The following is a 12792-nucleotide window of genomic DNA, read 5'->3' on the forward strand; positions in this document are numbered from 1 at the left end:
TAGAATATAAGCAACAATCGATGAAAGAAAAAGGACAGATGAACATGGACGCTTCTCAAGCGCCTGAAAGTGCGCAAACGAATCAGCAAACCATAGGCCGTTATGAAGACACGGCCTATCACTCAAAAACCTTTGCGCCTCAACCGCCCCGTCGGGAGCAAGGCTTTTTACGCCGCATGATCACCAGTGGTACGCACTTTTCGTTCAGTGAGACCACGGACAGCATAACGATACAGGGATTGGACGATATGACGCCAACGGGCATGGCGGAAGAAGAAAAAAGTCCAAAACCTATGTATTGGAACGAAGAAAAGCTGATAGGAGAGTCTTTAAGTGGTTGGTCTCAACTTTATGTATTAATGGTTGGTATCGCTAATGTTTGCTTAATGTTTATGTTGCCTTTGCTGTATGGCATTTTTTTACTCGGGCTATTTATTGATAAAGGGGGAGTAGTCGACGCTTGGAGTGACGGATACGCGGATATATTTTTGGGGATTACTCTGTACGCCACCCTTCCTTGTCTATTACTTCACCTTCATTCCAGATTACTAAATGCGGGCTATTTTTTTGTTGCCCCTTTTTTACGTGCAAAAAGAGTATTTGAATTAAATCGCTCCACAGGCATGGTAACCTTGTTTAAAAAGAACAAACCGTTTTTTACTCATCCTTTTATTGAGTTTGACTGTGTGCTCATGTCGTCACCCACTCAGCAAGGTTTTTTAAATTACTCCTTAACCCTAATTCATCGCTACCAAAATTATTCGGTGGGTGTTCCAATTAGCGGCTCTATGGGCGCTAACCATAAGGTGATTGAATACCACAGATTCTGGAACATGGTGCAGCGTTACATGGACATTAGCCAACCCTTGCCAGACATCTTGGTGCTAGAGCCAGCCCGTCAGCGCGACCCCACCACCATCGCCTACGACAAAGAGCACAACCGTGACCCAAGGTACTGGCGTGACATGACAGACGATGAGTTTGCGAAAAGAATGAAAGCCATTCAAACAGAACAAAAGAATACCCCAGCAACAGGCAAGCCGATTGATATTGTTAAAGGCCCAAACAACAATGCCTCGGCTCGAAAAAAACCAACGAATAAAAAGAAGAAGTAGCGCAAAATAGACCCTGCAATGACATAAACGTCATATCGAGTACTTGTAAAAAGGATTAATAACATGCCCCTAGTTTGTATCGACGGCACGACAGTGGCCATCAGCGTAGATGGCCCACAGGTATTAGCGAAAACTTCTGATACCGTCCCCTCTTCTACCCAAAACACCTTAAAGGTTGGCGGGAAGTCAGCCCTGTTACAAGCCGATGTGGCCGATTGGCTGGCAGGCTATGAAACCGACTATGACAACTCACCTTACTCCGGTGGCAAAGCACAAGGAGATGCGATTTCTGAGGCGTCAGCCTTAACCGCCAATTCAGTCTCCGACGCAGAAATCGTAAAAAGCGATACTGTGTTCAAAGGCACTTTAAAGGTCACCAAACCCGGCGATGGCCCAAATGGCTCGAAAGACCCTGTTTCCACCATCAACATCATAGTGGAAATCACCGATCCCGCGCAGACGCAACTAAAGGCCACTTAAGTTCGATTAGAGAAATAATCTAGTGATGTGAAGTAAGCGCAAAGGTTTAAATGATTGATACGATCTAATGCCGCTTAAAACCATCGATATGAACAAAAAAAGCAGTAGACACCCTACTGCTTTTTTCACATCTCATAGTATTAGATCAAAAGAAGCACTAAGCCAAAAGCAGAGCTGGATCAAACAAATTCTGACCCTGCGTCTAACAAGGCTTCCCATAAATATTGAGAACTGGCTAAGTCAGACAGCAAGAGATAATACTCTTTACCCTTTCCGTCCTGTCTGGCCACGATGGCATTAACACGAGCCACAGACGTTTGAGCAATGCTCCCCACTGGGAACCCATCACGCCTTAAATCTACACCGCACACTTTGGAAAACATACTTGCGGTTTGCTCGCCACTAAACAAAAAACAAGCATGGCTATGTTGGCAAAATAAGCGATGCACATCCTCTAGTCGTTCCGAGCTAAGCTCTAGCTTTTCAATCAATTCATGGTAGCTATTCTCAATATCCACCAGCCAGAATTCAGTTTTGCTGAGGCGCAATACCACCAGACTGTCTTCGAAAAGCAGGGATTGGTTTGGTTGACTGGGAATAGGCAAACCTTGTGATGTCAAAAAGCTTGCTGCGCCCTGTCCTCTAAACCCGACTCTCGAATTGACGGTACCATCCTGATAACGAATGCTGGAAGTCGATGACCCTGTGTCACTTAAATCAATCCTACTTTTACGTAAATTAGGCACCGCACTTAAGCTAAAAGATTCCATTACAACACCTCCTGACGAGCATTGTTTTCATCATAAAAAGGCAATTTAACGACTTCGGCCATGACAATTTCCCCATTATCCACACGAATCGGAAATCTTGTACCAAGCTCCTGTTGATCCACCCCGACAAAAGCCATGCCGATGTTTGCCCCAACCGTACTGGAATACTCTGACGAGGTAATGTTGCCCGTAATGGCACAATCAACTTGACTGGCATTGGCCAATACCAAATGCCCTTCTTTTGGTCGAGTGGCCTGTGCATCAAGTTTAAAACCAACCAGTTTTCGAGTCTGTTTTCGCGCCATAACAATGTCGACAGATCGACAGCCAATGAAGAAAGGCTTCTTACGATTAACCGCCCAATTTAAAGAAAGTTCACCTGGATGCGACATGCCATCTGTGTCTTGGCTAACAATAATATGGCCCTTTTCCAAACGCAGTAATCGTTGGGTTTCGACACCGAATGGTCGCATATTAAACTCGCTACCCGCGTCCATTAAGCGATCCCAAATGCCCTCGCCAAACAAGCTCGGCATATGAATTTCGTAACCTAATTCACCAACAAATCCGACCCTCATCAAGCGCACCGGGACGCCGTCTATGGTGCCTTCTTTATAGGCGAGATAAGGAAAAGCTTGGTTTGAAAAGTCCACATCAAAACACACCTTACTCAGCACTTTTCTAGCGAGTGGGCCAGCCACGTTAACCGCCGAAAAAGCCGATGTCACATTCGCAATGTCCACCTCTAAACGCCATTGCGCGTTCCATTTAGTCATTTCTCGATAAACCGCATCCACGCCACTGGTCGTGGCAGTAATGTAGAAATGGTTTTCCGCAATTCGGCACGCCACACCATCGTCCACCACCACGCCTTGCTCATTGGTTAACACTGCGTAGCGTGTTTTACCAACCGGCTGCTTTAGAAAGCCAAAGGTATAAATGCGATTCACAAATTCCGCTGCATCTGGGCCTCGCACCTCAAGCCCCCCCAAGGTACTCACATCAATCATACCCACCGCATTGCGCACCATTTGAGCTTCTTTTTGAATCAACTCATCACGATCAGCAGGGTCTCCATAATAAGCAGGACGACGCCAAATACCTGCTGGAATCATATGAGCGCCAAGCTCAAGATGACGCTGATGCATTGGTGTGTATTTATGAGGGCTAAAAATACGCCCCGCAATGTGCGCTAATTTCTCAGGGACAAAAGGTGGTCTGGCGGTTGTGACACCGGTTTCCGTCACGGTTCTATTCGTCGCCTCAGCCACCAAACGAGCCGTTGGCAAGGCCGAATGGCGACCTTGAGATGGCCCCATCCCGACCGTGGAAAATCGTTTCACTAGCTGAACATCACGATAGCCCAGACGTGTCGCATTGACTATGTCTTTGGCTTGTAGATCTTCATCAAAATCGACAAAGTCCTTACCTTTAGGATGTTTGAAAATGGGCCAAGGAAAGTTCGTCTGCTGATCACAAGCAACGACCTCAGGTTCACTGCTCGTAAGACCTAATGAGATCACACTCTTGTATGCGGCTAACTGACCATCACGAATCACCGCATCCAGTTCATGCACACCATTGGCAGACCCAGCCACATGCAGGTTGTTCGGCAAACTGGTCAGTGAAAAACGCGCATTGTCATCGTTATAGCTGAGTTTTGCCCCCGCCTGACAAAGCAATTGGTAAACCGGCATATAGCCTGCGGACATGCACAACATGTCGCAAGGAATCGTCACGCCACCCGATGAGACTTGTCCTTTGCCTGTGATGTCATGCACTTGCACGGCCGACAAACGTTTCTTATCCGAACTAGGCAAAGCCTCATACACAGTGGCATTTAAGCGAACCTTGATGCCTTGTTGCGCCACGGCGTGTTGCAACGTCTCATCAGCACCCTTGGCACGCATATCAACAATAAGAGGGACTTGTACGCCATTGCTGACCAATTCAAGTGCACACAAATAGCCATCATCATTGCCGGTCAGCACCACGGCGGTGTTGGCTGGTTTGATAGCATATTGAGACATCAGTCGCATCGCTGCGCTCGACATCACCACCCCCGGCACATCGTTATTGCGAAACACAACGTGCTGCTCAAACGCCCCTGATGCGACAATGCATTGTTTCGCTCGGGCTTTGTACATGCGATTGCCTTGAATAATCGGCAAGTAGTTGTCGGTAAACCAACCGTTACAAGTTGCGTTATTTAATACCGTGATTTTTGGGTGATTTAACACACTTTTTTCGAGTTGAGTTCTTAACGCGTTAGCACGCACGCCTTCGACATCAAAGCGATGATAGGTCAGCGCGCCGCCTAACATAGGGTTTTCATCAACCAGTAACACACTGGCGCCCTCTTCTGCGGCTTTCAAGGCGGCCGCGAGACCAGCAGGGCCAGCACCAATCACCGCCACATCATGAAACAGATAGGCTTTGTCGTGGTAAACCGGTTTGAAGCTCAGATCGGCAAAGCCTAAACCGGCTTTTTTACGTATGAAGGGTTCCCATTTATCCCAGATACCCATTGGCTTATAAAATGCTCGGTAATAAAAACCCACTGGCATAAATCGACCCGCCAAGCTCAATTTCGCGTCTTTATCCTGTTCGAGAGAGCCATTGTAGTTTTGCCCCAACACTTCCAAATCTGCCGAAATACGCTGCTTATCAGCCAAAACATTTGGTTCACTGTTAAGCTGCACCAAGGTATTCGCATCTTGACCGGCCATGGTTAAAGGCCCACGTGGTCGATGATATTTAAAGGAGCGCGACATAAGCCACTGATCGTTTGCGATCAAAGCACTTGCAATGGTGTCGCCCTCAAAACCTTGATAGTGTTGTCCTTCGAAGGTGAAATTAAGCGTTTTTTGTCGATTAACGAATAAGCCTAACGGGGCTGGTAGTCGGTTCATGCTCATGCCCTTTTCTCCTCAGTGACGGCGGCTGCGCTGTCAAACTCAACACGTTCATTAAAGCGTTCAGATGGATCATAGGTGTTCAGAATCTCATCGCTGGCCGTATGACGTTCTGCAATAAACCAATAGCCAGAAGGGGAATGAAACCACCACTCCATCACGACTCGAATGGTATTTTCAGAATAAAACACATAGTCAGCCCATTCTTTGTCAGAGCAGGTCACATGATCAGGCATCGACTTTACTTCGCCGCCATACACAAATTCACTGATATTTCTGAGCCCATTTAACGGGCAATTCATCATTTTCATCTTGGGTCTCCTAATGGCTAGCGGCAGTAGCGCCCATTTCATTTACTTGACGAAACTCATCAAAACGATCCATAGCAAATGGTGCAATGAGCTCAGGAACCTTGCCGCCACTCGCCACCAACTCCGCCATGGATTTGCCACAAATCGGGGTTGATTTGAATCCCCATGTGCCCCAACCCGCATCCAGGTAATAGTTCTCTACTGGGCTTAATCCCATGATTGGACTGTAATCAGAGGTCATGTCTGTGATCCCTGCCCATTGGCGCATCAATTTCAAGTTCGCCATAAATGGGAACATTTCAACGGCGCTCGCTAGCAGGCTTTCTTTTAGATCCAGGGTTGAACGGGTGTTATAAAGTGGGTAAGGATCTGAACCACCACCAAACACCATTTCACCTCGGCCAGTTTGTTGCACATAACAATGCAGTGCGGATGAACTGACCAATGGATCCAGAAACGGTTTTACTGGCTGGGTTACCATGGCTTGCAGAGGGTAAGTGGTAATCGGCATTTTGATGCCTGCCATGGCCGCAACAATTGAGCTATGACCTGCAACCGCTTGAACAATGCAGCCACAAGAAACCTCACCTCGGTTAGTCTTTACGCCTTTCGCCTTGCCATTTTCGACAATCACATCCGTCACTTCGGTTAATTGGTGCAGCTCAACGCCTCGCTGAGTGGCTCCTTTGGCATAACCCCAAGCGACGGCATCATGGCGAGCAGTAGCACCATCAATGTGCCACAAGCCAGCTAATATCGGCATGTCCGCTGGATTCATGTTGAGGGTCGGCACCAATTCTTGAATCTGTTGAGGGTCAATTAGCTCCGTTTTACCACCAAAATGCGTATTCACTTCGGTACGTTGACGGAAGGATCGAACCGTCGCATCTGTGTGCGCCAAGGTCAATTGTCCACGGGAGGAATACATGATGTTGAAGTCAAATTCATTGGACAGTCCTTGAAACATATCAACGGACTCTTTATAAAATTTAACCCCTTCCGAGGTCAGGTAATTAGAACGTATCACCGCTGTGTTCCGCGCCGTATTGCCACCGCCTAGATAACCTTTTTCTAAAATAGCGATATTGTTAATGCCGTGGTACTTGGCAAGATAGTAAGCCGTGGCGACACCGTGACCGCCACCACCAATAATGATCACGTCGTAGTGCTTTTTAAGTTCTGTCGGGGAAGGTAAATCCGCATCCTTTTCAAATGGGTAGTCGTTTTTTAAACCGTATTTCAATAGGGAAAAAGGCATTTTTCAGCTCCTTAAAAAATCTGATTTGGCATTAAGCTAACAACCCAATTGATGTTGAGCGGCGGTTAACGTGTTCTGCATCAGGCAAGCAATGGTCATGGGGCCAACACCACCCGGAACAGGTGTGATTGCAGCCGTTTTGGACAATACGCCGTTAAAATCCACATCCCCCACGAGCTTCCTTTTGCCATCCAATGAGATTTGATTAATGCCAACATCAATGACGACGACACCAGGTTTCAACCAGTGTTCTTTCACCATCAGAGGTTGGCCCACAGCCGCCACGAGAATGTCTGCACTGCGGCATATCTCTTCAATGTTTTGTGTACGAGAATGCACTAAGGTCACAGTACAATCCGCTTGAAGCAGCAAATTCGCAATGGGCTTTCCGACTATGTTAGAACGACCAATCACCACCGCGTGCTTACCCGACAAGTCATCCATCTGCCGCTTCAGCATGATCATGCAACCCAGTGGCGTACAGGGCACAAGAACTGGCTGTCCGGTGACCAACTTGCCGACGTTTTCCGGATGAAAACCATCAACGTCTTTTGCTGGTGTGATGGCTTCAATCACTCGAGGTTCCGACAAGTGTGCCGGCAAAGGAAGTTGCACCAAGATGCCATGAACAGACTCATCTCGATTGAGCTGATCAATTAATTCATCTAACTCGGACTGAGTTGTGTTTTCTGGCAAGTAATGGGCAATGGATTGAAGACCTGACTGCTCAGTACGTTTAATTTTATTGCGCACGTATACACCGCTCGCAGGGTCTTCACCCACTAAAACAACCGCCAATGCGGGTGTCACCTTGTGTTTCAGTTTGAACGCCAACACGTCATGCGCCACGTGTTGAACTATCTCATCAGCAAGCGCTTTACCATCAATCATGACCGTCATGATGTTCTCCCTGTTGGCCTACTTAAACACAACCGTTTTATTGCCATACATGAACACACGGTGCTCAAGATGCATCCTCACCGCCGTCGCCAATGCCACTGTCTCAGTGTCTCGACCAACGGCGACCAAACGCTCAGGCGAATAAGTATGATCCACAGGCTGAACGGACTGTTTTATAATGGGCCCTTCATCCAGATCAGAGGTGACATAGTGCGCTGTCGCCCCAATGAGTTTAACACCGCGCTGATGCGCCTGATGATAAGGCTTGGCACCTTTAAATCCGGGTAAAAAGGAATGATGAATGTTAATCGCACGGCCATGCAGTTTTTTACACATTGCATCCGATAAGATCTGCATGTAACGAGCTAACACGACGAGATCCGTATGGGTTTCATTGATAATGTCCAGCAACGCGGCTTCTTGCTCAAGTTTGTTGTCTTTATTGACGGGCAGGTGCACAAAGCGAATGCCTTCACGCTCCACCATCGGCCTTAAGTCCCTATGATTTGACACCACAGCGGTAATCTCCATAGGTAGCTCGCCTTTGCGATGACGGTATAGAAGATCATCCAGACAGTGGTCAAACTTGCTCACCATCAGCAGCACTTTTACCGGTTCGCTTTTGTCAAAAATCTCCCAGTCCATATTGAATCGAGCCACTTGTTCCTCAAAGCCATCTCGAATGGAAGTGATCGTCTGAGAGTGACCTTCTATGCGACATTCAGCTCGCATAAAAAAGCGGCGGTTTTCTTCGTCATCAAATTGGTGCATTTCAGAGATATAGCAATCATGCTCAGCAAGATAAGACGACACGGCCGCTACAATGCCGCTCGTCGCATCGCAAGAAGCCTTTAAAACAAACTCGTTAGACATACCACCAAACCTCAAATATAAAAAAATTATTCATATATAAATTAAGAAAGTTGATTTTCATGCTTTAAAAATCAGTTACATTCAAATATATTAAATTCAATTATTTTTGAAAGTTAAAAACTAAAAAACCTTCAAATAAAACAAAACTAGTACATATATAAAAAAATTAATCATATATGGAATAAATCATGACAAAAACCACTGAATATCAGGTTCCGGCGTTATCTCGAGGTCTGCAAATAATCGAGATGTTTGATAGCCAAAAAAGAGTCTTAAACACACAAGATTTTGCTGACAATTTGGGGGTCAGTGCCTCTTCCACCTATCGGATTGTGCAAACCTTGCTGGATATGGGTTACCTAAAGAAAGTCACCAGAAATGCCTACGAGCTCGGCCCTCAAGTCGTTTCCCGTGGCTTTGCCTTTTTGGCTGGCAAAGATTTGGTCGACATTGCCGCACCTTATCTGAACGACCTAAGAGACAGAACGTCGATTTCCTGTCATTTAGGCATACGCGACGGCTTAGAAACCGTTTATATTTATCGCTCTCAAGCCTCTCAACGCTTATCAGTGAATATTCCACTGGGCTCTCGCTTGCCTTGCCATACCAATGCGATGGGGCGCGTGTTACTTCAACAACTCAGTGACATTGAACTCAATGCCATGTATCAAACTCAACAGTTAGACTCTTACCCAGGCCCCTACCCGCAATCTTTTCCTGAGTTAAAAGCCCTGTTAAAAAAAGAATGGGAGCAAGGCTATTCAAGCAATCGATCGGATAATGCCACCGCCATTGCCGTCCCCATCACCAACTATTTAGGCAAAACAATAGCCGCCATTAACATCTCGGGGGCCGACCAAGTCATGAATCACCAAGCACAATTTGAAGCGGCGAAAGAGGAATTACTCAATACAGCAAGCGCCATTTCACAGCTCGTGCCTTAACGCTGTCTCGGCCTAAATAATGTGCTAAAAAAGCCCTAAATAATGTCCAAAAAAATGGGCGTCTCTGACACTCAATTCAGCGACGCCCATCTCATTCAGAAGTGATTAAAAGCGTTAACCATCACCTTAACCAACATAGTGTGAAGCTAGGGAAGGTAGGAATAGCAGGCTTTTATCCACATGCTGATACCTATATGGAGGTAGGTTATTAGAGCAATGCTGGAGCAATTGCCGAGGCAAGGGGACTTGTTCGCACCTTCCCTAGGAGAGTGAGAGTAGCGCCACTAAAATAGAAAATAAAAGGCCCCTTTCGGGGCCTTTTAGGTCACGCTAGTGGGGGGCGCGACATACAGTAGTGTAAACACTACTTATTGGCTTCTACACCAAACTCTGGGTAGGCATGCATACCGCATTCATGCATGTCCATCCCCTCTAATTCTTCCTCTTCACTCGCACGCAGTCCCATAATTTTCTTAATGATCCATAACGTAATCAGGCTCATTACAAACATCCAAATAAAGGTACAAATCATGCCGGTAAATTGACCGAAAAAAGTCGCGTCGTCATTTGATATCAGAACGGCAAAGATGCCCCAAATACCAGCCGAACCGTGAACAGAAATCGCACCGACTGGATCATCAATTTTCAATTTATCCATTGCCAAAACAGACAGCACAACAACAATGCCACCAATAGCACCAATCAATGACGACATAGCCGCTGATGGCGCAAGCGGTTCGGCTGTAATCGCCACCAAACCGGCTAAAGCTCCATTAATTGTCATGGTTAAATCGGTTTTACCAAATAAGAAACGTGCAAAAAGGGCCGCTGTTATCATGCCTGTTGCGGCGGCGGCATTGGTATTAACAAAAATTTTGGCCACCGCATTGGCCTCTTCAACATTGGCTATTTTCAGCTCAGAACCGCCATTGAAACCAAACCAGCCCATCCAAAGAATAAACATACCTAATGTAGCAAGTGGCAAGTTAGCACCTGGAATGGCACGAATTTCTCCGTTCTTTCCATAACGACCTTTACGAGGACCCACCATAATCACAGCCGCTAATGCCGCTGAAGCACCAGCCATATGCACAACAACCGATCCAGCAAAATCCTGAAAGCCCAATTGATCCAAAAAGCCACCGCCCCATTTCCAATACCCTTCAACTGGATAAATAACGGCAACCATGACCACGGCAAACACTAGGAAAGGCCATAAACGCATTCTTTCTGCAACGGCACCGGACACAATCGACATTGTTGCGGCAGCAAAGACGGCTTGAAAAATAAAGTCCGCCATAGACGAATAATAAGGGGCATCATCAGCCCCCCCTATAACCGCATCGACAGCATTATCTTCTCCCAAGAAAAATTGAATACCCGGAATATAAGCACTCATAGGATCAGCCGGATACATTATGTTGTAACCAACGCATAGATAAACAAAGCACGCTATCCCATAAAGCAATGCGTTTTTATTTAATATCTCCACTGTATTTTTGCCACGAACAAGCCCGGCTTCTAACATTGCAAAACCCGCGGCCATCCACATTACGAGCGCAGCACACATTAGGAAATAAAATGTATCTAACGCATAGCTAACTTCCATTACCATATTACCCATAGATATAAGCTCCAAGTTGAGAAAGTAGAATTCACTAACAAGAAAAAGATTTCTTTCTGAGATAACTTCAAGATTTAGGCCAGCATTATTTAAGACTCTGAAAAATAAAGAGTAATTTAATGATGTTTGATATATGAAATGAAAATTTATATGAGCAAATAAACAGCCGCAATAAGGCACAATAAAGAGTCAAAAAAATGCATTTTGCACAAAAAAAAGCCACGTTAAAAACGTGGCCCCAAATAGATGTCATGCCATTAATTTAAAACTTCTGACCTGGGATCCAACTTGTACCCGCTAAAGGCACTCGCGCCATGGCCGCCGATTCCACTGTTAAAGCCACAAGGTCTTCTGGCTCTAAATTGCGTAAATCATTCTTACCACAAGCACGTGCCAAAGTTTGCGCTTCAAGCGTTAATACACGTAGGTAATTGGCCAAACGGCGTCCAGCATCGACAGGGTCTAATCGCTTCATTAGCTCAGGGTCTTGAGTCGAAATACCCGCTGGGTCTTTCCCCTCTTGGTAATCGTCATAGTAGCCTGCTGCGGAACCAATTTTCTTAAATTCATCGTCCCATTTAGGATCATTACAACCCAGAGCGACTAAGGCGGCCGTACCGATGGCGACGGCATCCGCTCCTAGAGCCATACATTTAGCCACATCGGCACCATTGCGAATGCCACCAGAAACAATAAGCTGCACTTTACGATGCATGCCCATTTCCTGTAACGCTTGAACCGCTTGAGGAATCGCTGCCATGGTTGGGATACCAACATGTTCAATAAACACGTCTTGCGTCGCCGCAGTACCACCTTGCATGCCATCCACAACAATCACATCAGCACCCGCTTTAACGGCTAACTTCACATCATAATAGGTACGTGTTGCCCCCACTTTAATGTAAATAGGCACTTCCCAGTCCGTAATTTCTCGTAATTCTTGGATCTTAATCGCCAGGTCATCCGGCCCAGTCCAATCAGGGTGACGACATGCTGAACGCTGATCAATGCCTTTTGGTAAGTTACGCATTTGAGCAACTCGGTCGGTAATTTTCTGACCTAATAGCATACCGCCGCCGCCAGGTTTCGCACCTTGACCAAGTACCACCTCAATCGCATCGGCTTTACGCAAATCGTCTGGGTTCATGCCGTAACGAGAAGGCAGGTATTGATACACCAATTTACTCGATTGACCACGCTCTTCCGGCGTCATACCGCCATCGCCTGTGGTGGTTGATGTTCCAACCATCGACGCACCACGACCTAAAGCCTCTTTGGCATTCGCCGATAACGCCCCGAAACTCATCCCAGCAATGGTCACAGGAATGTCTAACTTAATGGGCTTCTTAGCAAAGCGATCGCCCAAAACCACCGAGGTGTTACAGGTTTCGCGATAGCCTTCTAAAGGGTAGCGAGACATACTCGCCCCTAAGAACAAAAGGTCATCAAAATGAGGCACCTTACGTTTTGCGCCAAAACCACGAATATCATAGATGCCCGTATTGGCCGCACGGCGAATTTCAGCCATAGTGGCGCGATCAAACGTGGCGGACTCTTTTAAGCTAGGGTTATTGTTTGTGTCATTGCTCATGGTAAAAACCT

11 protein-coding genes are annotated in these 12792 nt (G+C 46.4%); 3 read left to right on the plus strand and 8 right to left on the minus strand.

Translation table 11 applies throughout. The annotated features are described in order from the left end of the window. Positions 1 to 44 precede the first annotated feature (44 nt). Both MAR181_RS12720 and MAR181_RS12725 read left to right on the plus strand, forming a co-directional pair. Positions 45 to 1115, plus strand: a complete 1071-nt coding sequence (locus tag MAR181_RS12720) for a hypothetical protein (protein ID WP_013797005.1) — start codon at positions 45 to 47, stop codon at positions 1113 to 1115. Positions 1116 to 1178: 63 nt separating this feature from the next. Continuing rightward, complete coding sequence (locus tag MAR181_RS12725; protein ID WP_013797006.1) at positions 1179 to 1595, plus strand: hypothetical protein; 417 nt, start codon at positions 1179 to 1181, stop codon at positions 1593 to 1595. A gap of 179 nt (positions 1596 to 1774) precedes the next feature. Here MAR181_RS12725 and MAR181_RS12730 read toward each other — a convergent pair whose 3' ends face one another. The 6 genes from MAR181_RS12730 to purU are packed head-to-tail and all read right to left on the minus strand — an operon-like array spanning position 1775 to position 8622. Beyond that, positions 1775 to 2365, minus strand: a complete 591-nt coding sequence (locus MAR181_RS12730; RefSeq protein WP_013797007.1) for an aminomethyltransferase family protein — start codon at positions 2363 to 2365, stop codon at positions 1775 to 1777. Next, entirely contained in the window at positions 2365 to 5283 is a 2919-nt protein-coding gene (locus MAR181_RS12735; protein WP_013797008.1) for an FAD-dependent oxidoreductase, read from the minus strand. The genes MAR181_RS12730 and MAR181_RS12735 overlap by 1 nt, the downstream gene beginning before the upstream one ends. Beyond that, positions 5280 to 5591 carry a sarcosine oxidase subunit delta gene (locus MAR181_RS12740; protein WP_013797009.1) on the minus strand — a complete coding sequence of 104 codons (312 nt, stop codon included), beginning with the start codon at positions 5589 to 5591 and terminating at the stop codon, positions 5280 to 5282. The genes MAR181_RS12735 and MAR181_RS12740 overlap by 4 nt, the downstream gene beginning before the upstream one ends. Positions 5592 to 5601: 10 nt before the next feature. Next, positions 5602 to 6849, minus strand: a complete 1248-nt coding sequence (locus MAR181_RS12745; protein ID WP_013797010.1) for an FAD-dependent oxidoreductase — start codon at positions 6847 to 6849, stop codon at positions 5602 to 5604. A gap of 36 nt (positions 6850 to 6885) precedes the next feature. Further along, positions 6886 to 7749 (minus strand): bifunctional methylenetetrahydrofolate dehydrogenase/methenyltetrahydrofolate cyclohydrolase FolD, encoded by an 864-nt coding sequence (gene folD / locus MAR181_RS12750; RefSeq protein ID WP_013797011.1) that lies wholly within the window; start codon positions 7747 to 7749, stop codon positions 6886 to 6888. Between the two features lie 18 nt (positions 7750 to 7767). Further along, positions 7768 to 8622, minus strand: coding sequence for a formyltetrahydrofolate deformylase (purU, locus tag MAR181_RS12755; protein ID WP_013797012.1), 855 nt, complete (start codon positions 8620 to 8622; stop codon positions 7768 to 7770). 188 nt (positions 8623 to 8810) lie between these two features. Here purU and MAR181_RS12760 point away from each other — a divergent pair, with 188 nt between their 5' ends. Continuing rightward, on the plus strand, positions 8811 to 9566 hold the full coding sequence (locus MAR181_RS12760; RefSeq protein ID WP_013797013.1) for an IclR family transcriptional regulator: 756 nt from the start codon (positions 8811 to 8813) through the stop codon (positions 9564 to 9566). Between the two features lie 364 nt (positions 9567 to 9930). On the opposite strand, the gene MAR181_RS12765 is transcribed toward MAR181_RS12760, so the two are convergent. Both MAR181_RS12765 and MAR181_RS12770 read right to left on the minus strand, forming a co-directional pair. After that, positions 9931 to 11190, minus strand: coding sequence for an ammonium transporter (locus tag MAR181_RS12765; protein ID WP_013797014.1), 1260 nt, complete (start codon positions 11188 to 11190; stop codon positions 9931 to 9933). Positions 11191 to 11452: 262 nt separating this feature from the next. Beyond that, complete coding sequence (locus tag MAR181_RS12770; RefSeq protein WP_013797015.1) at positions 11453 to 12781, minus strand: FMN-binding glutamate synthase family protein; 1329 nt, start codon at positions 12779 to 12781, stop codon at positions 11453 to 11455. Positions 12782 to 12792: the final 11 nt, after the last annotated feature.

The organism is Marinomonas posidonica IVIA-Po-181, assembly GCF_000214215.1.
In the GTDB taxonomy this organism is placed as follows: Bacteria; Pseudomonadota; Gammaproteobacteria; order Pseudomonadales; family Marinomonadaceae; genus Marinomonas; species Marinomonas posidonica.